Annotated in this window: 23 protein-coding genes; 15 read left to right on the top strand and 8 right to left on the bottom strand. The window is 35.8% G+C overall.

The features are described 5' to 3' along the window. Window positions 1-68: 68 nt before the first annotated feature. Window positions 69-1031: a beta-1,6-N-acetylglucosaminyltransferase gene (locus LC419_RS13295; RefSeq protein WP_223607814.1), complete on the bottom strand. Its 963-nt coding sequence runs from the start codon at window positions 1029-1031 to the stop codon at window positions 69-71. Between the two features lie 467 nt (window positions 1032-1498). On the opposite strand from LC419_RS13295, the gene LC419_RS13290 reads away from it, so the two are divergent. The 3 genes from LC419_RS13290 (at window position 1499) to LC419_RS13280 (ending at window position 5424) form a co-directional block, all read left to right on the top strand. Further along, window positions 1499-1783, top strand: coding sequence for a hypothetical protein (locus LC419_RS13290; protein ID WP_034725567.1), 285 nt, complete (start codon window positions 1499-1501; stop codon window positions 1781-1783). A gap of 303 nt (window positions 1784-2086) precedes the next feature. Beyond that, complete coding sequence (locus LC419_RS13285; protein ID WP_223607813.1) at window positions 2087-3454, top strand: PQQ-dependent sugar dehydrogenase; 1368 nt, start codon at window positions 2087-2089, stop codon at window positions 3452-3454. A 476-nt stretch (window positions 3455-3930) separates the two neighbouring features. Then, window positions 3931-5424, top strand: a complete 1494-nt coding sequence (locus tag LC419_RS13280; RefSeq protein ID WP_223607812.1) for a BspA family leucine-rich repeat surface protein — start codon at window positions 3931-3933, stop codon at window positions 5422-5424. Between the two features lie 135 nt (window positions 5425-5559). On the opposite strand, the gene LC419_RS13275 is transcribed toward LC419_RS13280, so the two are convergent. The 4 genes from LC419_RS13275 to LC419_RS13260 form a co-directional block, all read right to left on the bottom strand. Then, entirely contained in the window at window positions 5560-6078 is a 519-nt protein-coding gene (locus tag LC419_RS13275; RefSeq protein WP_223607811.1) for a hypothetical protein, read from the bottom strand. Window positions 6079-6093: 15 nt separating this feature from the next. Continuing rightward, window positions 6094-6471 (bottom strand): hypothetical protein, encoded by a 378-nt coding sequence (locus LC419_RS13270; protein WP_223607810.1) that lies wholly within the window; start codon window positions 6469-6471, stop codon window positions 6094-6096. A gap of 349 nt (window positions 6472-6820) precedes the next feature. Beyond that, the gene (locus LC419_RS13265; RefSeq protein ID WP_223607809.1) at window positions 6821-7414 is read right to left on the bottom strand and encodes a hypothetical protein; all 594 of its coding nucleotides are present in this window, start codon (window positions 7412-7414) and stop codon (window positions 6821-6823) included. A gap of 37 nt (window positions 7415-7451) precedes the next feature. Next, window positions 7452-7970, bottom strand: coding sequence for a hypothetical protein (locus LC419_RS13260; RefSeq protein ID WP_223607808.1), 519 nt, complete (start codon window positions 7968-7970; stop codon window positions 7452-7454). A gap of 259 nt (window positions 7971-8229) precedes the next feature. Here LC419_RS13260 and LC419_RS13255 point away from each other — a divergent pair, with 259 nt between their 5' ends. From LC419_RS13255 to LC419_RS13215, 9 genes are all read left to right on the top strand, one after another. Beyond that, window positions 8230-9099 (top strand): DMT family transporter, encoded by an 870-nt coding sequence (locus LC419_RS13255; protein ID WP_223607807.1) that lies wholly within the window; start codon window positions 8230-8232, stop codon window positions 9097-9099. Between the two features lie 155 nt (window positions 9100-9254). Next, entirely contained in the window at window positions 9255-10067 is an 813-nt protein-coding gene (locus LC419_RS13250) for a DUF6597 domain-containing transcriptional factor (protein WP_223607806.1), read from the top strand. Window positions 10068-10139: 72 nt separating this feature from the next. Then, window positions 10140-10613, top strand: a complete 474-nt coding sequence (locus LC419_RS13245; protein WP_223607805.1) for a DUF6265 family protein — start codon at window positions 10140-10142, stop codon at window positions 10611-10613. Window positions 10614-10876: 263 nt separating this feature from the next. Then, the gene (locus tag LC419_RS13240) at window positions 10877-11554 is read left to right on the top strand and encodes a hypothetical protein (RefSeq protein ID WP_223607804.1); all 678 of its coding nucleotides are present in this window, start codon (window positions 10877-10879) and stop codon (window positions 11552-11554) included. Window positions 11555-11885: 331 nt separating this feature from the next. Next, entirely contained in the window at window positions 11886-12215 is a 330-nt protein-coding gene (locus tag LC419_RS13235) for a helix-turn-helix transcriptional regulator (RefSeq protein WP_223607803.1), read from the top strand. 82 nt (window positions 12216-12297) lie between these two features. Beyond that, window positions 12298-12759: an SRPBCC domain-containing protein gene (locus LC419_RS13230; RefSeq protein WP_223607802.1), complete on the top strand. Its 462-nt coding sequence runs from the start codon at window positions 12298-12300 to the stop codon at window positions 12757-12759. A 172-nt stretch (window positions 12760-12931) separates the two neighbouring features. Further along, window positions 12932-13510, top strand: coding sequence for a YdeI family protein (locus tag LC419_RS13225; protein ID WP_223607801.1), 579 nt, complete (start codon window positions 12932-12934; stop codon window positions 13508-13510). Window positions 13511-13730: 220 nt separating this feature from the next. Next, window positions 13731-14129 (top strand): DoxX family protein, encoded by a 399-nt coding sequence (locus tag LC419_RS13220; protein ID WP_223607800.1) that lies wholly within the window; start codon window positions 13731-13733, stop codon window positions 14127-14129. 45 nt (window positions 14130-14174) lie between these two features. Next, window positions 14175-14732 (top strand): DUF4256 domain-containing protein, encoded by a 558-nt coding sequence (locus LC419_RS13215; RefSeq protein WP_223607799.1) that lies wholly within the window; start codon window positions 14175-14177, stop codon window positions 14730-14732. A gap of 454 nt (window positions 14733-15186) precedes the next feature. Here the strand turns inward: LC419_RS13215 and LC419_RS13210 are convergent, their stop codons facing one another. Beyond that, window positions 15187-16146: a hypothetical protein gene (locus LC419_RS13210; protein WP_223607798.1), complete on the bottom strand. Its 960-nt coding sequence runs from the start codon at window positions 16144-16146 to the stop codon at window positions 15187-15189. 223 nt (window positions 16147-16369) lie between these two features. On the opposite strand from LC419_RS13210, the gene LC419_RS13205 reads away from it, so the two are divergent. Both LC419_RS13205 and LC419_RS13200 read left to right on the top strand, forming a co-directional pair. Then, window positions 16370-16870 carry a hypothetical protein gene (locus LC419_RS13205; protein ID WP_223607797.1) on the top strand — a complete coding sequence of 167 codons (501 nt, stop codon included), beginning with the start codon at window positions 16370-16372 and terminating at the stop codon, window positions 16868-16870. Between the two features lie 91 nt (window positions 16871-16961). Beyond that, window positions 16962-17285 (top strand): hypothetical protein, encoded by a 324-nt coding sequence (locus LC419_RS13200; protein WP_223607796.1) that lies wholly within the window; start codon window positions 16962-16964, stop codon window positions 17283-17285. Window positions 17286-17401: 116 nt separating this feature from the next. On the opposite strand, the gene LC419_RS13195 is transcribed toward LC419_RS13200, so the two are convergent. Further along, complete coding sequence (locus LC419_RS13195) at window positions 17402-20161, bottom strand: polysaccharide lyase family 8 super-sandwich domain-containing protein (RefSeq protein ID WP_223607795.1); 2760 nt, start codon at window positions 20159-20161, stop codon at window positions 17402-17404. Between the two features lie 67 nt (window positions 20162-20228). Next, window positions 20229-21260, bottom strand: a complete 1032-nt coding sequence (locus tag LC419_RS13190; protein WP_223607794.1) for a low specificity L-threonine aldolase — start codon at window positions 21258-21260, stop codon at window positions 20229-20231. An 85-nt stretch (window positions 21261-21345) separates the two neighbouring features. Here LC419_RS13190 and LC419_RS13185 point away from each other — a divergent pair, with 85 nt between their 5' ends. Beyond that, on the top strand, window positions 21346-21999 hold the full coding sequence (locus LC419_RS13185) for a metal-dependent transcriptional regulator (RefSeq protein ID WP_223607793.1): 654 nt from the start codon (window positions 21346-21348) through the stop codon (window positions 21997-21999). Window positions 22000-22008: the final 9 nt, after the last annotated feature.

The following is a 22008-nucleotide window of genomic DNA, read 5'->3' as shown; positions in this document are numbered from 1 at the left end:
CCCTGACCGATTGAGCCAGGGTACCTATAGATATTGAAACCTCTTTCAAGGATTCAATTCAATAATTTCTAATTGAGGTGGTTTAAATTGTTGGTAATACTTTTTATATCATTCACTTTGATCAGGGTTTCAAAAGGTTCGTCGTATTGAATTTTAATCGAGTCAATAATTTGATTGTCTACATGGTCATCAAACTTTCGTGCAAAGAGGTGATTGCCGGTTTGCAGAAAATCCAGATCCGTCTCAGTGAACGTTTTGGGGCGTAATTTAATATCACCGTCAGGAATCCAGATGATGGCTCTTTTGTCGTCATCTACCAGAATACCGTCGAAAGAAGTATTCATCAGAACAGTCTGGAAAAATGACTCATCTGCAATCAAGGTATTCAGGTAATAGTCTTCAAACTTTTTCACTTCGGTACTGTTGCAGATAAATTCACAACAGCTTCTGGTAAGGATCATCCACTGTCCGCCAATATAAGGAATGACATCTTTCATAAAACCTCTCGCATGCGTTTTCTCAGACATTTTATCTTCGGATTCTTCAAAGTAGTTTTCGATCCTGTTCATGGTTTCAGGTCTGCTTTTTTCCTGATCAGCAATTTTTATGTAACTCTTCCCATTGTTCTTTGAAAGAAAATCTTTGATGATTTCCTGTGATTTTAAAGGATAATCCTGACCACTTAAATTGATAAAGTAGTCCCATTTCATCTTCATCTCCAAAAGATATTTCATTCCATCCAGTTCAGCCTGAACCATGCTGTAACCTCCCCAAACAACATTTTTACTCTTAAGAATATGCACATTCGGATATTTTTGCAAAAAGACACCTACCTCTTCACCAATTTCCTCATGGGCTTTTTTATCGATGTGAATAAGATAAAAATTGGAAGGATCGTAGATGGCCTCGAAAAGTCGTTTGAATTGATCGGGTAAACGATGTACCAGGATCAGGTACGCAATATTGACAGATTTCACCGGAATATTGCCGATACTATGCCCATTGTTATCGTTTGGGTAAACATTATTCATTTTATATTATTTAAAAATTATGAATGTTTACAACTTATTTTATAAAGTATTAATAGACATTTCCGTAAATATACAAAAAATAAATAACATTTTTTAACAAAAACACAATTCAAAAGAATCAAGTAGGGCTGGGATGAATTTTTCAGGTTGTTGAATTTTAAAGAAGTAGAATAAAGAATTGGTGACGCAATTTCATTTTTATTTTTAATAGAAATAAGCATGAATGTAAGGGATCAATAAAAGTTTAAAATTCAGGGGAAAAATTTAATTTCATAAATATCCCCTGTAAATTGTTCATTTTCATGAAAATAAGAAAGATAATTCAAATAATGATATATTCATTAAATATCGTTTATATTAATCAAATATTAATTTATAAATATATTTAATTATTTTTTTCGAAATAATATAAACATATTGTAATTATTCTTATCTTAGTGATGTAATAACAATATAAAATTATACTCATGAAAAATTTTAAAAAATTGAACAGAAACGAATTGAAAACTATTTCAGGTGACGGAATCTTTGATAACATCGGAGGTGTTATCGGAGGACTAGGTGGAGTAGTTGGCGGAGTTGTAGGTGGTGTAGGTACTATCGTAGGTGGCGTTGTAGGTGGCGTTACCAATACAGTAGGAGGTGCTGTAAACGGTGTAGGTGTTCTTGTAGGGAATACATTATGCCAGGTACAGTGCGTTGTAAACGGCGTTGTACACATCCAGGTCCTTTCATGTGGATCTACTTGCTAAGCCAAGCCATTAAAATTAAAAAAGTATACCGCCCTGAAAAGGGCGGTTTTTTTATGCAAATCTATGAAGATTAAGAAGTTTAGATTCAAATCCCGGCTTCAAGAAAAAAAATTAAATTAAAATAAAAACCGAAAATGTGTGAATTAAATACAAGAGAATAAATTTTTTATAATTTAAAATTAATGCTTTCAACAAAACTTTAGGATAAACCATATAACAATCTATAAACCAGCATTTAAATAAATAAAAAGAATCTTGTTTGTATACTTTTTTTTCTAAATTTGAATACTCAATATTAAAATTATGATGAAAATTTACACTCTCGCTATTGCTGCATTGATTAATGTTCAACTTTTTGCACAAACAAACGATTATTCCATAAGAGAAGTTAAAAACGGATTATACATTCCCTGGGAAATGGTTAGTGCACCGGATGGCAATATCTGGTTTACACAAAGACATGGTGCTATTTCGAGACTCAACCCGGTGACCGGTGAAATAAAGCAACTTATCCTTGAACAAAACGTGTCCATCAATAACGGCGAAGGGGGAATGCTTGGTTTGGCCCTACATCCTGATTTCCCTAATACACCTGAAGTATTCTGCTCTTACAATTATTTGGCAAACGGGAATGACTATCGGGAAAAATTAGTGGTGTATGAATATAACCCAACTACAGATGCACTTACTTATAAAAGATTAATCGTAGATTTTATAGATGCCGCTGTCATCCATAATGGCAGCCGTTTGCTCATCAGCAATAATATGCTGTATATGACTACAGGCGATGCAGCAGATCAAACTCTTCCTCAAAATACATCATCACTGAACGGTAAAATTCTCCGCTATAATCTTGACGGTACTATCCCTGCCGGCAATCCCATACCTGGCTCTGCAGTATGGAGTTATGGTCATCGTAATCCGCAAGGGCTAACTATGATGGGCAATAAACTTGTCAGCAGTGAACACGGTCCCAGTAACGATGACGAGATCAACATCATAGAAGCTGGCAGGAACTATGGCTGGCCCAATGTTGAAGGCTATTGCAATTTACCGGGGGAGATCACTTTTTGCAACGCCAACAATGTTTATGAACCTGCTAAATCCTGGACCCCAACGATTGCTGTATGCGGTATTGAATTTTACACCCATTCGCTCTTCCCTCAATGGCAAAATAAACTGCTCCTGGCTTCATTGAAAAATCAGGCTATATATGTGCTCACATTCAATGCTAATCAAAGCAGTATCATTTCAGAAGTAGATATACCTCAGGTAAGTTTTGGAAGAATAAGGGATGTGTTGGCAGCACCTAACGGAAAAATTTATTTTAGCACGAGTAACTCAAATAATGTGAACAACAAGATCGATAAAATTTACGAAATATATGATCCTACACCCACTAATTTAGATACAAAGGAAACCAATAATTTAAAAAATAATTGGACGGTAAGTCCCGTTCCTGCCAATCATACCATCACCATACAACACAAATCGAATAGGGGGATCGCAGAGATTGATCTGGTAGATATGAGTGGAAAACTCATAAAGCAATCGCATTATCAAGGAAAACAAATGCAGATTGATATTACCGGCCTCGCGACGGGATTCTATTACCTGAAGATTAAAGAAAACGGTTCTGTATCACAAATTTTAAAAATTCAGAAACAATAAATCTATTTCTTATAACGATTATAAAACAGCACCTTCAGAAATGACAGGTGCTATTTTATATTAACAAACACCTATTGTAATTTTATTTTTGTCCATTTTTGACGTTCAGCTTACTCAGAAAAAACCGGTTTATTCATTACATTCCGGTCAAATCTCATAAAGAAAAACATACAAAATAATATCGTCATAAAATTATATTACGACATGTTCTGTCGCTGTGCGTCTATATCTTTGTATCAGAGATAAGATCAAGAATCCCGGGAAATTATTGTCTTACCCAACGAAATTTTAACCTTAAAAATTATGATTATGAAAATCCAGCATGTGAAGTTTTTAATTCCAACAATCTTTATGATAAAGCAGGAGGGTAGTGATAGCAATCCACCAGTCAGGAAAGGAAAATAATTCATTTTAAATTAACCGTACTTTCTTTTTTTTTGTGAAATAACTCTTATTTTTGTGAAATTTTTTAAATTATGTATAAAAAACAACTAATTACCATTTTCTTATTTTTATTTTTCAGTTCTTATGCACAGACTGAATTTATTACTTTGTGGAAACCCAATGTAACCGGTACCATCGATAATGCCATATCTTTTGGTGGAACCGGAACCAGTTATACCATTAACTGGGAAGAAGTAGGATATCCTCAACATAGTGGAGTTCTTAATTCTGTCACATCCAGCAGTAGCAGTCCTACTGTCATTCCTTTTGGAACCTCTTTAAATGCAAACCCTCTCCAAGCCACCTACAAAGTGAAGGTATCCAATGGCAGTGGATTATTTTATGGGTTTAAGGCTAACGTCAACTCAATCACTGAAAATCCGGAACTTATCGAAGTGAGTCAATGGGGAAACATTATTTGGCTTGAGCAATTCAATAGAGGATTTGCGAAATGTCCGAACCTTGACGTAACTGCTACAGATGCCCCCAATCTGACACAAATTAATAACTTATCTGAAATGTTCATCTATTGTCCATCTCTGATTGGCAATAATTCATTTTCTAATTGGAATACAAGTAGTATTACTAACATGAGCGGTATGTTTAGCAGAGCAACATTATTTAATCAAAATATCGGAACCTGGAATACGGCTAATGTAACCAACTTTAGTGATATGTTTTCGTTGGCATCTTCTTTTAATCAAAATATCTCTAACTGGAATACGGGGTCCGGAACCAATTTCTCTTCAATGTTTACGTTTGCAGTGGCTTTCAACCAGCCATTAAATTCATGGAATACATCAAATGCTACTAATTTTCGCTATGTATTCTCTAATGCTACATCCTTTAATCAACCCCTTAATAATTGGAATACGGGTAATGTAAAAGATTTTGAGCAAATGTTTACCAATGCTAAATCCTTTAATCAACCTATTGGAAACTGGGATGTGAGTAAAGTTAATATTTCTATTGGATTTAATATGTTTAATGGTGCTTTGAATTTTAATCAGGATATTTCTACCTGGAACATTAAGCTTCAAAACTTTCTTGATAATTCAATCTATTTCGGATTAAAAAATACGGGTTTATCATGCACCAATTATAATAAATTTCTAATTGCTCTCATCAATAATCCTACATGGGCCAGCTCAGGAATAGTATCTGGAACGATAGATGCAACAGGGCTAACTTATTCTACACCGCAAGCCATTATGGCAAGGGCTCAATTGGTTAACAAAGGGTTTAATATTATTGGAGATACCTATAACTCCGCTTGCAACGGAAGTTTATCAACTGGAGAAATTTCAACGCCATTAAAAACTCCGGCTTATCCTAACCCGACAACAGGAGTGATCACTGTGGAGTCTGCTGAAAACGAAAATGCTTATTTATATGACAGCACGGGTAGAATTATTAAAAATTTGACTTTAAGCAAAGGAAAAAACAGCATTGATCTTAGTGAATATCCATCAGGGAATTACCTGTTAAAAGGCGATACAACTTTTAGTAAAATAGTTAAGAAATAAGTTGTTTCAGAGATCGGTTTACCGAACGGTTACTTATATAAATTAATCTTCGGAGTCTTTGTTTACATCCTAAAAAATAACCCTACAATTGCTTATTGTAGGGTTATTTTCTTTTATATTTAGAATAAAAAATCCTTAGAATATCGTAAGAACTTGTTGGGCGGGTGTAACCAAAGTATTAGTAGTAGCGATCCTACCGGATGGAGTGGCCCCCGAATTGTATGTAGGTGTACCTGGCTCTGTACAGCCTCTTCCTAAATCAATTGTTTCACCATTGGCAAATACGATTGTAATACTCTGCCAATTAATAATAGATGATATAGCAGTTGGTATGGTTGCCCCGGCACTTACATTATATATGGCATCAGGAATACCTATATAGTGTGACATAATATCCCATTGATTTATTGGTGGTGTTTTTGTTGCACTGGTATTCATTAAATCATAAGTAACAGTGGTGCCGGGTTGAATTAATCCTGATGTTTCTCCAGAAGCAATCGGATGGCAATCATATCGCCAAGTTGTTGGATCTGTGACTTTAATTTTCAATTTCGTAACAGCAACAGGGCTAAAATTATAAACGACTAACGGGTATTGCTGAGCTTTAATAATTACAGCTAAAAGAACTAAAAGCAGTGGAAGAATTTTTCTCATATTTTCTGTGATGTATTATGGTTTTTGTTCATTTGACATGGAAATAAAGGCTTGTGAAATAATGGCATCATCTTCTAAGCCATTTACTTTATCTTTAGACATTCCTGTTGACAGTAAAACCATTTTTGCCGGTTCTAATATGATTTTTTTTCTTGAAGGGCCAAATCCCTGGCTCCCAGAATTGGTTTCAATTTCTTCTTTGATTAGTGTTGGGTTATTTGCATTAACCAATGCTTTTTTAAAGTCATCAATTGCTTGATTTTTAGAAGGAATTGATTGGTTAGTGCGTGCTTCTAATGGGTTTCTCGTCAGATTATTTTCTTCAGAACCTTCTAATGAACATGAAATCATCGATAGGGAAGATAAAAAAGACAAAAAAAATACTTTTTTCATATTTTAAAAATTAATTTGATAGTGATCAAAAATAGTAAAAAAAATAATACACAATACATTGAAATAATGTTTTTAATTAAATTTTTTAGTTATTATTAAATATTCAGTAAAAAAAAATCAATTATGATACCGAAAATAAAGAATTAAAGACGTTAGCTAAATAGAAAAAAAAGACGTTTATCAATTAGTATGGTTTGAAAAAGTTGACCTAATAATCTCTAGCGTTAAATAAACATAAGATCGACTTCCTCAAATCAATTCAATTCATAACAAATAATCAATTTAACATAATATAAATTATAGGCAAAATAAAATTACAGCATCATACCTTAAAAACATTCAATATCTGCTATCTCCCGAATTTCTCTTCCAGATACTCTTTGACAACATCCACAAACTCTTCCTTTGTCATATACCTGTCCAGAAAGTCATCCAGGCTTCTTTCGTTTTCAATTTCCTGAAAATACACTTCATGGTCCGTACTGTAAACCGTTGGGTTCATAGGATTCGGATCTGTTAAGCATACAAAATAATGATCCGGATATCCATACGAATATATGATACAAATAAAATCCATTTCTGTTCCCTGTACGGTTTTCCTGAGTTCATCTTCTTCTACAAACCCGTCAAGCTCACCATCATCTTTTGAATTTTTTTTAAACGGCGTAAACAGCCAGTCTTTATAAAAATCCTGCCCATATGTTTGCTCATGTTCTGAAAAATAATGCTCAACCAAATCTTCGTAGAATTTTTCATGATGATCGATGTATGTCGGTTTATTCTTTTCATAAAATGCATCAATCCCATACACATCCCATTCTTTATCATACAGATAAGAGCTGAATTGGATGCTTTGCCAGTTTTCTGCAAAGGTTTTATCTGCACTCACATGATCAGTATTGCCGCCTAAAACATTGAGCTTTTCTAATATTCCCGTATACATTATGTTAAATTGATATTATAACAGGTTTAAAATCAGACTAATATTTTCCGTCATTCCACAACTTTTCCGTTGTTTCTTCCTGACTGTACTCAAAATAATTCCCGTTTTTATCCTTATTTCTCTGGAACAGCTTTATATGATATGTTTTGAAATTCAGCTTCAAAAACTGATGATAATAACCATTTCCAAAGCATACATGGCTGTAAAACTGTGCTATAAAGCCTTCTCTGTCAGGTGTATCAAAAGTTTTAAGCCGTTTTACGATCTCCGAAAGTTCAGTTTTTGTGATACCTTCCACCATGAAAGGTTCCGGTAAAGCTATATCAAAAGCGAGATTCTCTGCTCCATCCTCTTCCCACCATTCCCAGAGATTAAATCCGGACATCTCCTTCCCTGTCATTTTATGCAGCGTCTTCTCAAGTTTTTGGTAAGCTGAATGATCTTCATCTCCATGCTCATCACAGTAATCTGTATATTCTAAAATAAGCCGTAATACCTCAGGATAAAGCTTTTCAGCAGTCGTAAAATCAGGCTCAATCTCCTTTCGTAATTCCATATCATCTGAATAAAATTCCTTTCCGCACTAAATTACATAATTTTTAACACCCCAATCATTTCGTTTTAGTCTGTTTTACCTATATTTGATCTCAATACAATAGATATGAACCACGCGAGCTGTTTGCCTCCTCCTAGATTCTAATATTTTCAATTCTATTTGAAGTATGTTCATGCCGTTAATTTTTTTACCGGCTTAAATTGCAATGCTTCAGATTCTGATAAAAAATAATATTACAAATCTTTACAGTTCATTATCAATGAAAAAATCATATTTATTATTGCATCTGGCCGTGATCCTGGCCGGCTTTACAGGCATTTTCGGAAAACTCATATCTCTCAACGAAGGACTACTGGTGTGGTACCAACTTTTCTTTTCGGCCATCATTTTATTTGTTATTTTAAAACTGCTGAGAATCCCCTATAGCATTTCTTCCCGGGAAAAAGTCCGTATAATGAAAGCCGGGCTGCTCATCACGCTTCACTGGCTTTTTTTCTACGCCAGTATTAAATACTCCAATATTTCAATCGGCGTGGTTTGTTATTGTCTGACCAGTTTTTTTACCGCTGTATTCAAACCTATAATTGATCAAGAGAAATTTAAAATTTCAGAATTATTTCTCAGTACCTTTACTTTGTTTGGGGTCAGTCTGATCTTTCATTTTGATACCTCTTATCAGCTTGGAATTATTTTAGGCGTTATTTCCTCTGCTTTTGGTGCACTCTACACCGTTTATAATAACCGGCTGGTGAGGCATTTTGATACCAAAGTCATCAACTTTTACCAGATGATGGGCGGAACTTTAGGCCTCGGAGCATTTTTGCCCGTTTATCTCCTCATTTTCCCGGCAGATAGCATAGTACCTGACTTAAAAAACACTGTCTATTTGGGCATTTTAGCACTTTTTTGTACAGTGGGGCTATATGTTGCATTTGCAGAGGTTTTAAAGAAAATTCCAGCCTTTACCGTGAATTTAACGTTCAATCTGGAACCGGTTTATGCGATCATTATAGCATTTTTATTTTTTGGAGAAAGCAAAGAAGTCGGACCGGCATTCTATATAGGAATTTCGCTGATCACTACTTCGGTGGTTTTGCAGACATTGATTTCAATCCGGAAAAAAGTATAGTTAATTCATTCAAACAAAGCGTGGAGATTTTATATTCTCTGCGTTTTGTTTAATAAAATAAATCACAATTTTGAGATTTTTTGTAAAATATGCTTACCTCCGATTTTATTTAGTAGTTTTAAGAACCTAATTGATGAAAAATTAATGATTAAACAATGAACTATCAAACCTTCCCACCAAGTCCTGAACTCTCCGCTCTTATCAAGTGCTATTGGACCCTGGAAAGCCCTAAGGAAGACGTTCCTCAGCAGCAAACCATTGTTCCGGACGGTTGTATGGAAATGATTTTTCATTATGGTGATCTTTACAAACAATATATGGATGACGGCCAGGCGGTAGTTCAGCCCAGAAGCTGTGTTTTTGGCCAGCTTACCAAACCATTGGTTATAGAATCCACAGGCACTACGGGGATGTTCTCTGTCCGTTTTCAGTATGAAGGTTTTATTCCGTTTGCTACCATTCCCATTAAAGAAATGGACGATAAAGCAATTCCGCTCGATCAACTTTTCGGAGAAGATGGAATTGAACTGGAGAAAAATATGCTGAAAACCAAGACGCCTGAAGAAAAAATACAGATTGTTGAAGAATTTTTGCTCAAAAAACTGGACGCTGATGTCATTGACAAAATTGTACGGTCTACGATAGATACCCTAATTACCGCTAATGGTCAGATTTCAATCGGTGAACTGTCCAAACAGACCAATATCAACCGTCGACAGCTGGAGCGAAAGTTTTCCTCTGCGATAGGTTTAAGTCCTAAACAGCTTTCAAAAACAATAAGACTGCAAACAACCCTGAAACTCTTACTCAATAAAGAATTTACAACACTTACCGCCTTAGCACACGAATCTGAATATTATGATCAGGCCCATTTTATCAAGGATTTTAAAGAATTTACAGGATTGACGCCTAAAGAATTTTACGGTGAACATCTGAAAATGTCTTTCCTTTTTTTCGGAACAGATTAACCTTGTCGCATTTTTACAATTTTAGCCTTAATCATATGCTGAACTTTGTCTTCATAATAAAATATCAAGACAATGAAAACAAAACTGATTCTCTCCGCCATCGTACTGGCGATTCTCTCTGCCTGGACTATCCAACAGAATGAACTACAAAAACTGGACTGGCTCATCGGTACCTGGGAAACCAAAACGCCCAAAGGAAGCCTCTACGAAACCTGGACCCGAAAAAGCGACACCGAATTCCAGGGGAAAAGCTACTACCTGAATAAAAAAGACACCATCATGTTTGAATTTGTACGTCTGGTAGAAAAAGACAAAAAACTACATTATATGGTATCCGTAAAGGGTCAGCATAATGAAATACCTGTTGATTTTGTTTCAACACCCGGCTTAAGTCCCACCTCCCTTATATTTGAAAACCAACAGAATGACTTTCCGCAAATCATTACCTATAAAAAAATAAGTAAGAATTCTCTAATTGCCGAGATTTCAGGTGTCTTAAAAGGCAAAAAAGAGAATCAAATATTCGCCATGAAAAAGATAAAATAAAAATTTTCAACTTAAAAGATATGGCTCGGCCGCCTTCGGCGGCCGAGCTCACTTACCCTTCCTTAGCTCCCTCAAAATATAAATTCATCATCATAAGATTTGAGACTCTCCATTATTAAAACATTATATTACAAACAAATTATCGAATAAATATTTGAGACCAAACAGGCAAAACCTACAAAATTAATCACAATTAAGTGAAAAACAAATTAAAAAAAATCTTTATTTTCGCTTAGATTCGCACCACTCAAAATAACAAACGCATGAAAGATTTTTTCAATTTTTTAGGAGAAGATAAAATTTTACAATTTGTTAAGGAATATTTGCCTTTTTTAATCATTGTCCCTTCATTATTAGGTATAATTAAACAAATTGTTCAGATAAGCATGCATTCCCCAAATCTTGTAAGCAAATGCTTTTCAATAACTCAGATTGTTCTGGATGGTACTTTGGTTTTGCTTAATATGCCATTAATGTTATTAGGATTATTATTATACTATATATTTAGAAATTTCCCTGAGAAAAAACACAAAATAGGAATACTCCTATTCACAATTATAGCAATACTATTATATTCATATTTGTTTTACATGACCAATAATTTCCCGAGCATTCTACAACTTTTATTTTATATATTCTTAAACATTGCATTGGTAATATGTTATCACTATCAGAAAAAATTTTTAATCCAGAAATATGGTAAAATAGCTTATATAACAACTATGGCGCTTGTCTTTTCCGGTCTTAATAATATTACAAATACAGGAAGTGAACAACATATATATAATTTCAGAGTTCTTAAAGATCAGCTCAAAGTAAAACATCCTGACATCATATTCTTATATTCTAATGATAAATGCCTCCTTTATGATCTGGATCCAAACAAAAGCGATTATTTTATTATGGAGTATGATGATATTTATTTGAAAGATAAAAAATAATACATTACTTACTTAACCTTTATCAGAAGGTTTTCGGCGGCCTCCGGCCGCCGAAAACCTATCCATATACCTTCATCAGACAGTTCATTTTTCACTTCTTTGCAACCCTAAAATAAACAGCAGCAATTTTAAAACTTTACGTTTACAATAGGATACATCTGTTCAATCTGCATGATCTGCGGGAGATAATGTATAAGCTCCATACTTTAATCTGCCTTACAAGCTCTCGGACCATCTATCCAAGAGCTTTTATCATTTAAAATCAATAATTTATAAAAAAACTTGCGTAGTCAAATAACTTCATTTAAATTTGTAGTCAAATAACTACACAATGAATTTAAGAAGAGATGTATTCCAGGCTATAGCAGACCCTACCAGAAGATCTATCCTGATGCTGGTGGCCGCAAAGTCCATGACCGCCGGAGCCATCGCTTCCAATTTTGATACCGCGAGGCCTACTGTTTCCAAACATCTTCAGATCCTTACAGAATGCGAATTGCTGAGATCTGAACAAAACGGCCGTGAAATTATCTACCACCTAAATCCCAATAAAATGAAAGAAATAGCCGATTTTATAGAACCTTTCCGCCAGATGTGGGACGACCGGTTCAACAAACTGGAAAGTGTAATGAAAGCCTATCAGAACATTAGTAATACGTAATGGACAATGAGTAATAAGACCTTCTAACCTTCACTTCTAATACTCTCCCGCTCTAAAACCCTCAAACACACAAACTCAAAATATGGAACTCAAAACAAAAATCCACGCCGAAGATGGCAAACAGGAAATATTCATCACAAGAGAATTTGATCTTCCGGTAGAATTGCTTTTCAAAGCCTACACTGAAGCTGAAATTGTTGAACAATGGATGAGCACCAAAGTATTGAAGCTTGAAAACAAACCACATGGCGGCTATCAGTTTGAAACAACCAATCCTCAAGGTGATGTAGTTTTCCGTGCCAATGGGACCATTCACGAGTTTATTCCCGAACAGAAAATCACAAGAACGTTTCAGATGGAAAACACACCATTCCCTGTTCAGATCGATTTCTTGGAATTTGAAAAACTGACTGATCACACCAGTAAACTCACCATTCAAACCGTCTACAAATCTGTTGATTTCAGAGATCAAATGCTGAAATTACCTTTTGCACAGGGGCTTAATATGGCGCATAACAGATTGGAAGAAGTTTTTAGAAAATAGAAATTAGAAGCTAGATGTTAGATGTTAGATGTTAGATGTTAGATGTTAGATGTTAGAAGGTCGCCGTTTTAAATCATCCCAAAAAATCTCATATATTAAAACTCAAAAACCCTCAAACTCTCCCACTCTAATTCTAATACTCTAACACTCTCAAACCCTCAAACTCAACACCATGAATCCAAAAGTTGATTTTTTCTTTGATAAAGCCGATCAATGGCAGAAAGAATTCGAAAAATTAAGAACAATTCTTCTTGATACAGGTCTTGAAGAAGAACTGAAATGGGGCTGTCCATGCTACACCTATCATGGCAGAAATATCGTTTTGATCCACGGATTTAAAGAATATTGTGCCCTGCTTTTTTTTAAGGGTGCTTTACTCAAAGACACCCATCATATTTTGATCCAGCAGTCTGAAAATGTACAGGCTGCACGACAAATCCGTTTTACAACACTGAAAGAAATCATTGATCTCGAAAAAGTGATTCCAATCTATGTATATGAAGCGGTAGAAACTGAAAAATCAGGGATAAAAGTTCCGATGAAGAAAACCAAAGACTTCGAAATACCTGAAGAATTTCAAAACAAATTAGATCAAAATCCGGAATTAAAGGAAGCTTTCGAAGCCCTTACTCCCGGGAGACAAAGAGCCTACCTGCTCCATTTTTCTTCAGCAAAACAATCCAAAACAAGAGAAGAAAGAATTCAAAAATATATTCCTCAGATCCTTACAGGAAAAGGTCTGAAAGATTAACTTAATCTGAGTTCGGAATAAGAAGTTATAATTAAAAGGCAGGAAGATGGAAGCTGGAGGATGGAAGTTACTATTGGCCAGTAAGTATTTAACAATTCCTTTTAAATGTCTTGAAATAGTTCTAAGAAGATTAATAAAAACAGATTGTATTCTATCTTTGGACTTCAATAACTTCCCGCTTCGAGCTTCTGACTTCCTTACATAATAATAAAAAAATACTATGGAAACACAGAACAAATCACAAAAAAGAAACAGAATCATTTACTGGATTTTCACCATCTGGATGGCACTCGGAATGGTTTCTACAGCCATTGTTCAGCTCATGAAAAATAAAGATGAACTCGCCAATTTCACTACCCTTGGCTATCCTGCTTACCTGATGACCATCATCGGGGTTTGGAAGCTTTTGGGAGTCATCGCGGTATTGATCCCGAAACGTCCGTTACTGAAAGAATGGGCATATGCCGGATTTTTCTTCGTTATGTCAGGCGCTTTGATCTCTCATATCATTGTTGGTGATACTTTGGGACGAACTCTTCCGGCTTTATTATTGTTGATTTTAGTCGGTATTTCGTGGTATTTCAGGCCTGCAGACCGAAAAATATCTGCTATTAATTAAATCAAGCTTTAAAAACATCAATGCCATCACTTCAATAAACAAAATATGAGCAAAAAGAAACTAACAGCCGAACAAAGCGGAGCACTTTTAAAAGTCTTAAAAACCCGTTTTGAGAAAAACATGAACCGCCATAAAGGCCTGAGCTGGGAAAAGATACAGTCAAAGCTGGAAGCAGCCCCCGAAAAGCTCTGGTCATTGAACGCAATGGAAGAAACAGAAGGTGAACCTGACGTAGTAGTGTACGACAAAAAAACAGATGAATACATCTTTTTCGATTGTTCTCCCGAAAGCCCGAAACGCAGAAGTCTCTGCTACGATTACCAGGCCTGGGACTCCCGCAAAGCCAATAAACCCGCAAGCAATGCCATTGATAAAGCTGCTGAAATGGGAATTGATCTCCTAACCGAAGAACAATACCGCCAACTTCAGGAACTCGGAAAATTTGATTTAAAAACATCCAGCTGGGTGAAAACGCCTGCCAACATCAGAGAACTTGGAGGTGCTATCTTCTGCGACCGCCGGTATAATACGGTTTTCATGTATCACAATGGGGCGGATTCTTATTATGCGGCGAGAGGATTTAGAGGAATGTTGAAAGTGTAACGAGTTTTACGGGATACAAGATTCGTGTTCTTGCCATTCTTCAATACTTTTGTTTTAAAATATTGATTGTAAGCTCTCGCATTTTATGCAGATCAAGCAGTTTAACGAATGTAAACATCTGTGGAACTCTGTGTCATCAGTGGTTGATGAGTAAGAAAAACTTCATTTATAAGCTCACAGATTTCTCAGATGAAACAGATTTTTCTGCATGCTTTTTTTAAAACATTAAGATCAATGAAGGAGGTAAGATATACAACTTAAAGCGAAGCTAAAACTTAATATTCTTAAAAACTTAACAGAGAATCTTAATGGTTTGAATTTTTTCTCTTGCAGATTAATTGATGATGCAGATTCTTTTAATACTATTAAGTTTATTAAGCGCAAACATCTGTTTAATCTGTAAAATCTGCGGGAGCTTAAAAATATATGCATCCACGATCTACCAGAGCACAAATTAATCCTTTCTAAGCCAAGGCGATTCAACACTCCAAAAAATAATATTCACACCCAAATAATGTTCAGCGTAATTCACAAACTCTTCCTTGGTAAAAGGCTTCTTCGTTTTTGGATTTTTATAGGTTAATGTAGGTTCCTGCACTGCCATAGCCACTAAAGGCAATTTTCCTTTGTATTGATTGAAAAACGGATAGGAATTTTTCATCTGGGCTTTTTTGTTGGGAACAATATCCGGTCCGCCCAATGCGATGTTATTTTTATGGGCAAATTCAAATAATCTCGACATATATTGATGATCATTCTCCCATTCACACGGGAAAAAATTCACATATTGCAGAACGTAGGAAGTTTTAAAAGCACTTCTGGCATACTTTAAATTATCCAGTTCAGCCTGAAAATATCTGTCACAGCTGAATCCCGTTTTATCCTTTTTCATATCAATATCTATGGAAGTTTCAGGCAAATTGATTCCCTGGATTTTTCCGTCAAATTTTTCCGCCAGTGCTCCTATCAACTTCTGATATCTCTGTTGAACGGCAGGATTCCACTGCTGTGTTACCCAACCATTACCGATAGGCTTATTTTCACCGGGATTGTCATATTGAGGAACCAATCCGCCATTATACTCTCTTTCGTTTAAAATGTAATCCGGGACATATCTGGCTTCCGGTTCAAAGAAACGGTCCTGAAGCTGAATGAATAATTTTCTGTTTAGGCCTGATAAATAGTTCAGATCATTTTCAATTCTTGAAAAATCATAAACATCTTTCGCTGTTTCTAACGCCCGCCAGTTATATACAATCTGTACTCCACCTATATCTTTCCTGGTAATCATTTTTTCAATGTTTTTAAGGTCTCCTGATGAAGTGTAGATATAATTTTGAGGAGTCTGCGCTGTTAAAAGCTGTAAACTAAGAGTCAACCAGCCCAAAACTGCCAACTTAAATAATCGTGTCATACCTGTGAAATTAAAAGATTAATAGTCATCATTTTTCGTGCCCAAATTGGTTTTAGACTTAGATAAAGCTTTTAATAAAAATGATCATTCCTTTTTATTTTGAATATATTACAGATTATTTTTATGGAGAATTATTTCTATTTGTATCTAATTTTCTTTCATATTTGAATACTATTACTAATTTAGTAGATTGAAATTTGAATTTAATATAACAACATTGGGTATGAAAAAATTAATCTTACTGGGTTCAGTATCGGTTTTACTGATTAACTGTAATAAAAAAACGGAAACTCCGGCTCCTGCAGCTAAAACAGACACAGCCGCAGTGGTAGAACCTGTCGTAGATACATTGGGACCAAAATCATTCTGTTATATGGCCGTTACAGGAAAAGACAGCGTCTTTGCATCCATCGATGATAACTTAGGAACCATTACCGGAAAAATAGCTTATAAAAACAATGAAAAAGACAGTTCAAAAGGAGATGTAACCGGCTTTAAATCTGGAGATACATTGAAACTGACGTATGAATTCCAGTCTGAAGGAACAAAAAGCAAGAGAGATATTTTCTTTATTCAGAAAGATAATACTTTAACCGAAGGAATCGGTGACCACAAAGAAGAAGATGGCCAGTCTAAATATGCCGATGAAAAAAAGATCAGCTACAAAGACGGACAAAAACTGGAGCCGGCGGACTGTAAAGTGGTTGCAAAGGCTTTAAAATAATATAAAAATCAATTATTCTCCGGTATTTGAAATATTCTGCATGGTATTTGCTATAGAAGTGGCTCACTAGAAACAACAATAAAGTAGTATTATGCAGCATTTTCAATTTCAGCCATTTTCAAAAAGTGAATTTATAGAGCGCTTAAAGAAAACCTTTCCTCAATATAAAATTCAGACCGGTTTTGGAGCACTTCAGGTAAGAACCAGCGTATTTACCCTAACCGGAAACGTGAAAATCACAACCAATCCTGAAATAGGAAAAGTAAGCACGGAAACCTGCCTGGATTCAGCGGTTCTTTACCTTATTTTCTGTTTTCCGGTCGGCATTTATATGATGATGAAAAAACAGAAAGTGAAAAAGTTTGAAAGCGAGGTCATTGCGGGAATAAAAAAAATACTGACTGAAGACCAATAATCAATGTCAATCTAAAAAAATAAATGCTGTCTCAATTCTGGAACAGCATTTATTTTTTGTATCAAATCATTTATTCTTTTAATTAACAACGGATTGCACAGATGTTTGTGCTTCATTTACTTTTTCAAAATTTTAAAAGATTCAGCCCCTATTTTTATGAAATATATTCCTGATGGAAGGTTTTTGAGATTAAGAGTAGCCTTATTTCTTACAACTTTATAAACAACCTTCTGATCCAGATTTCTTTGCAAATGATCATAAACACTTATCTGCGGTACGTTATCATGTGTAATAATGTGAACAATATCGGCCGTAGGATTCGGATAAATCTGATATTGTTGTTCTTTTGTTGCAGATGCTGTTGATAAGGTAGATGCCTGTTTTAAAGAAGCCTGTACCGTAAAGCCATTCTTAGTCATAAAAGACAGTTCAGTAGCCCCACCGGCAATCTGCAAGCTAACATCAGGATTAGGAGCAGCCAATTCCCATAAACCGGAAAGCCGGACCGTCACCGTTTCACTCTGGGGAACCCTGTGGAATCTGGAGGCTACACTGCTTATCTGAGAATAGGTATACGATTCGTTATCGGCGAGCAAACCCAGACTTGGATTCGTAAGACTGATCTTCAATGCTGTATTGTTGTTGCTTTTCTGAGTCATAATAATCGCCGGTTTACTCGATTTTTCTACGACATCAAAATTAAAAGTTGTTGCCGCATCCCATATCACATAATTATAAGTGGATTGCGGAATGTACACAGCTACATGAGCCTGAGTATCCTGTTTTAAGACCGAGAAAAAACTGGTGAAGTTTGTAAAGAAATTTTCAGTGGAAGCTCCCCCCTGCAATTGGATCCCGTACTGATAAGTTGAAGCCTGCGGACCAGTTCCATGGTTAATAAACGCTTTGTTAAAATCCCCCGTTGTACTTGTCGTATTGGCCTGGTTAGGAGATGTCTGGCTGCTTCTGTTTATCGCAATCTGATTACCATTGTAGGTGTTATTAGGCACGACATAGCCGTTCCCATAAGAATCCGTAGCCCATAATCCCCCACTGTTAGCATTAAATGTATTATTACCTGAAATTACGGTTCCATTAATGATGCTTGTATTAGCTGTGCCTGATATGGGAGTCTGAAATATTGTCGTATGGATCGGGTAGGTTCCACCCACATCTTTAATATCGGACCCCAGACACAATACTTTATCTCCAAAGAAAAAATAACTTTTAAGCGCCGTCATTCCTGTTGTTGAGTTAGCATCTTTATAGTCTATAGCAAAAACACCATTTGTTTTGTCGATGTTGGCGTGTCCCAGAAAATTTTTGCCATTCATTAAACGCATTCCATAGTTCCCCAGGATACTGAACGGAACATTGGCTACTGTAGTTCCGGGAACATGGCTCCAATCCCAGCCGTTATATAACAGAGCAACATCATTACTTAAGAAAGAATTTCCCTGAGTAAGAATTTCTGTAGCTCCTGCTGATGAATAGGCTCCCAGCCTGTTTTCATCACCGCCGTTTTCAAAATGCCAGATGTTTTTACTTGTCCCTTTAACACTGATTTGCCAGCCATTAAATTTATGAACACTGAGGCCGGCATAAGGAAATCCAAAATGTCCGGAAGCCAGTTCTGCCGAAGGTGTCAGACCTGAATTCATTGTACTTACCATATCCTCCATTCCTCCTAAGCTATGAATAACATTGATACTTACGGTATTTTCTCTTGTCAATCGGTTATTGGCATTCACAGAGATATTCCATAGTCTGATGAATTCTTTACCTGCATCTTCATTTTCTACAGGATCGGCAATATACAGATAAGCCAAAGCCGGTCTCAGTAGATGATATGAAGCTGTGGTGAAAGGAAAACGCCCGGCAAGCCCCTGTGGCATGGTAAAATCTTTACTGAATGTTCTGTAATTCAATATCGCTTTTTTTAAGTTTTGTCGGGCTACAGGAGACAATTCGTAGGGTGAACTTTTAAGCATCCTATTCAGAATGGATGCCTGATGAAGAGCATCCAAACCATAAGAATTAGAATAAGCCCCTCTATGATGAAAGGTAATAAAATCAGGTTTTATACTGTCTGCCCATCCATTGGCTATTAACAAAGCATTATTGATAAAGCTTTTCAAATGGTTCATATTATTAAGCCGGGAAGCTTCAGAATCTTCCTGAGCCAATACATAGCAAAACCTTTGTTGTAGGGAAGCTCTTATGACATCACTGTTATATCCCGGATAAGTAAAATTGAAGTGAGGAAACTCCGGAGACAAAAAATAGGTTATTCCATTAAGGGCGCCCATATGATGATTGAATTTTCCGGCAGCTTTCAGCTCATTTTTCATAAGCAATATAGATGTTGCGTATGCAGAAGACCTTAAAGCTATACCGTGACTGCTTGTAACAACTTCTTCATTTCCAATATTAATATCATACTCAAAATTGGTAGATGCAGAAACGCCTTTGTCCTCAATATATTTGAAAATCTTTAATATATCTTCTTTTAAAGCCGAACTGTTATAATAGGGATTAGGCGAAGATGCAGAACCTTTAATCTTATACAGATAAACAAGTCGGATCAAAGATTTTTCCGTGATATTAAAAAATTCATTTTTATCGGCATCCACAGAAAAATCCCAGACATTTCCGGGATTTATAAAATCATATTGGGATAAGTTTAATGCTTGTGTTCCTGCATTTTTAAAGCTGTTATAACGATCGTTAACAGAGGAATTATTATAATTCACATTCTCGCCGGTCAGCCAGTTTCTATAGTGATCAGCCACCTGATTGATTGCAGGGTTCTGAGCTGTCATATGACCACTCATTCCTGATACAACGATTAAAAATAGTAATGTCTTTTTTTTCATTTTGTAATTGAATATATGTGTTTTATGGTATAAATTTAATTACTTTTTTTGAAATTCCGTCAACACATTATATTTTAGCATGAATAGTTTCAATAAAATGTTCTACTGCTTCATCACCTGTATTCCACGAAGTAATAAGACGGATGGCAGAAAACTGTTCATCTATCTTTTTCCAGACGTAGAATTCAAAATCTTCTGAGAGAATTTCAATCATTTCATTACTGATAATCGGAAAAATCTGGTTGGTGTAGGTATCAGAAAGAAACTGTACTCCCCTTTCCTTCATGGCATTTTTAATCTTCATCGCCTGAATATTGGCATGTTTCGCGAGATCAAAATACAGATCATCTTTCATCAGCTCCATAAACTGGATTCCCAGAAGGCGTCCTTTAGCCAGCAAAGCTCCTTTCTGCTTGATGTTGAAGGCGAAATCCGGCTGTAAATCTTTATTATTAATCACAATAGCCTCTCCTATCAATGCTCCGTTTTTTGTTCCGCCCAGATAAAAAATATCGGTCAGTTCTGCCACTCTTTCCAAAGTCAGATCACTGATTTCAGAGGTCAGTCCATGTCCTAATCTGGCACCATCCATAAACAGATACAGCCCATTCTGACGGCAAAATACTGAAAGCTCTTCCAGTTCCTGGGCCAAATAAACCGTCCCCAACTCCGTAGAATTTGATATATACACCAACTTCGGCATGACCTGATGCGGAACATTGCTGTGACTTTCCAGAACCGGAATAATGTCAGCGGGACTTATTTTACCGTCTTCGGTTTCAATGCTTAACACTTTATGACCAGTGGCTTCAATAGCTCCCGTTTCATTATTTAAAATATGTCCGGGTGCTGCGGAAATCACACATTGATAAGGTCTCAGGATGGACGAAATCACAATCAGGTTCGCCTGTGTTCCTCCGGAAACCAGATAAACATCAGAATCCTGGTTCTTAATTTTATCTTTGATCAGTTTTTTAGCCTGAGTGGAATATTCATCTTCGCCATATCCGGCCTGCTGATTCAAATTAGTTTGTACAAGTGCTTGTAGAATATTCGGGTGACACCCCTCAGAATAGTCGTTTTTAAAAGAAAATTTCATAGAGTAAAATTAAAAAAAGTTCAAATAACAAGAGCAGATTTTAAATAATATTTTGTTAGATTTGTACTGAAAATCATCTAACATTTTGAGAACAACATTAACAGAAGAAAATTATCTGAAGGCTTTGTTTCATTTAGTTGACAATGAAGGGAAAGTAACGATCAATGAACTCAGCAAATTTTTAAACGTAAAAATGCCGAGCGTAAATAACATGATGAAGAAGTTTGCGGACAAAAAATGGGTCGTTTATGAAACATACAAGCCGCTGGTAGTTACTGAAAGCGGAAAGCGCGAAGCCGCACTGGTAGTCCGTAAACACAGGCTAACCGAAATGTTTCTTGTGAAAAAAATGAATTTTGGCTGGGAAAATGTCCACGAGATTGCAGAACAGCTGGAACACGTTCATTCGCAGGTCTTTTTTGACAAAATGGACGAAATCCTTGATTATCCTAAGTTTGATCCGCACGGAGAACCTATTCCGGACAAAGACGGAAATATTATTTCGCAGGATTTGCTTAAACTGAGTGCCTGTAAACCGGGAGAAACCGTAATTTTCGCTTCCGTTACACTCTCCGATGATGGTTTCCTAAGCTACTTAAATGAAAGAAAACTCCTCCTGAATACTAAGATTAAGGTTATTAAAATTGAAGATTTTGATAAATCGATGACCATAGAAATTGGGGACAATAAAGAAATTCTGAGCAGGAAGGCTACTGAGAAGATATTGGTGAAGAAATAGAGGTTCATT

This window comes from Chryseobacterium sp. OSA05B (assembly GCF_019970065.1).
In the GTDB taxonomy this organism is placed as follows: Bacteria; Bacteroidota; Bacteroidia; order Flavobacteriales; family Weeksellaceae; genus Chryseobacterium.
Note: the sequence above shows the minus strand (reverse complement) of the source record. Positions and strands in the feature narration are given on the sequence as shown.

What these genes read in the sequence shown, in the direction of transcription:
- LC419_RS13200 (WP_223607796.1), top strand. Translation starts at nt 16,962, where the DNA reads ATGCAGCATTTTCAATTTCAGCCATTTTCAAAAAGTGAATTTATAGAG.
- LC419_RS13205 (WP_223607797.1), top strand. Translation starts at nt 16,370, where the DNA reads ATGAAAAAATTAATCTTACTGGGTTCAGTATCGGTTTTACTGATTAAC.
- LC419_RS13280 (WP_223607812.1), top strand. Translation starts at nt 3,931, where the DNA reads ATGTATAAAAAACAACTAATTACCATTTTCTTATTTTTATTTTTCAGT.
- LC419_RS13195 (WP_223607795.1), bottom strand. Translation starts at nt 20,161, where the DNA reads ATGAAAAAAAAGACATTACTATTTTTAATCGTTGTATCAGGAATGAGT.
- LC419_RS13240 (WP_223607804.1), top strand. Translation starts at nt 10,877, where the DNA reads ATGAAAGATTTTTTCAATTTTTTAGGAGAAGATAAAATTTTACAATTT.
- LC419_RS13220 (WP_223607800.1), top strand. Translation starts at nt 13,731, where the DNA reads ATGGAAACACAGAACAAATCACAAAAAAGAAACAGAATCATTTACTGG.
- LC419_RS13255 (WP_223607807.1), top strand. Translation starts at nt 8,230, where the DNA reads ATGAAAAAATCATATTTATTATTGCATCTGGCCGTGATCCTGGCCGGC.
- LC419_RS13275 (WP_223607811.1), bottom strand. Translation starts at nt 6,078, where the DNA reads ATGAGAAAAATTCTTCCACTGCTTTTAGTTCTTTTAGCTGTAATTATT.
- LC419_RS13250 (WP_223607806.1), top strand. Translation starts at nt 9,255, where the DNA reads ATGAACTATCAAACCTTCCCACCAAGTCCTGAACTCTCCGCTCTTATC.
- LC419_RS13210 (WP_223607798.1), bottom strand. Translation starts at nt 16,146, where the DNA reads ATGACACGATTATTTAAGTTGGCAGTTTTGGGCTGGTTGACTCTTAGT.
- LC419_RS13225 (WP_223607801.1), top strand. Translation starts at nt 12,932, where the DNA reads ATGAATCCAAAAGTTGATTTTTTCTTTGATAAAGCCGATCAATGGCAG.
- LC419_RS13285 (WP_223607813.1), top strand. Translation starts at nt 2,087, where the DNA reads ATGATGAAAATTTACACTCTCGCTATTGCTGCATTGATTAATGTTCAA.
- LC419_RS13190 (WP_223607794.1), bottom strand. Translation starts at nt 21,260, where the DNA reads ATGAAATTTTCTTTTAAAAACGACTATTCTGAGGGGTGTCACCCGAAT.
- LC419_RS13295 (WP_223607814.1), bottom strand. Translation starts at nt 1,031, where the DNA reads ATGAATAATGTTTACCCAAACGATAACAATGGGCATAGTATCGGCAAT.
- LC419_RS13245 (WP_223607805.1), top strand. Translation starts at nt 10,140, where the DNA reads ATGAAAACAAAACTGATTCTCTCCGCCATCGTACTGGCGATTCTCTCT.
- LC419_RS13270 (WP_223607810.1), bottom strand. Translation starts at nt 6,471, where the DNA reads ATGAAAAAAGTATTTTTTTTGTCTTTTTTATCTTCCCTATCGATGATT.
- LC419_RS13215 (WP_223607799.1), top strand. Translation starts at nt 14,175, where the DNA reads ATGAGCAAAAAGAAACTAACAGCCGAACAAAGCGGAGCACTTTTAAAA.
- LC419_RS13230 (WP_223607802.1), top strand. Translation starts at nt 12,298, where the DNA reads ATGGAACTCAAAACAAAAATCCACGCCGAAGATGGCAAACAGGAAATA.
- LC419_RS13265 (WP_223607809.1), bottom strand. Translation starts at nt 7,414, where the DNA reads ATGTATACGGGAATATTAGAAAAGCTCAATGTTTTAGGCGGCAATACT.
- LC419_RS13260 (WP_223607808.1), bottom strand. Translation starts at nt 7,970, where the DNA reads ATGGAATTACGAAAGGAGATTGAGCCTGATTTTACGACTGCTGAAAAG.
- LC419_RS13290 (WP_034725567.1), top strand. Translation starts at nt 1,499, where the DNA reads ATGAAAAATTTTAAAAAATTGAACAGAAACGAATTGAAAACTATTTCA.
- LC419_RS13235 (WP_223607803.1), top strand. Translation starts at nt 11,886, where the DNA reads ATGAATTTAAGAAGAGATGTATTCCAGGCTATAGCAGACCCTACCAGA.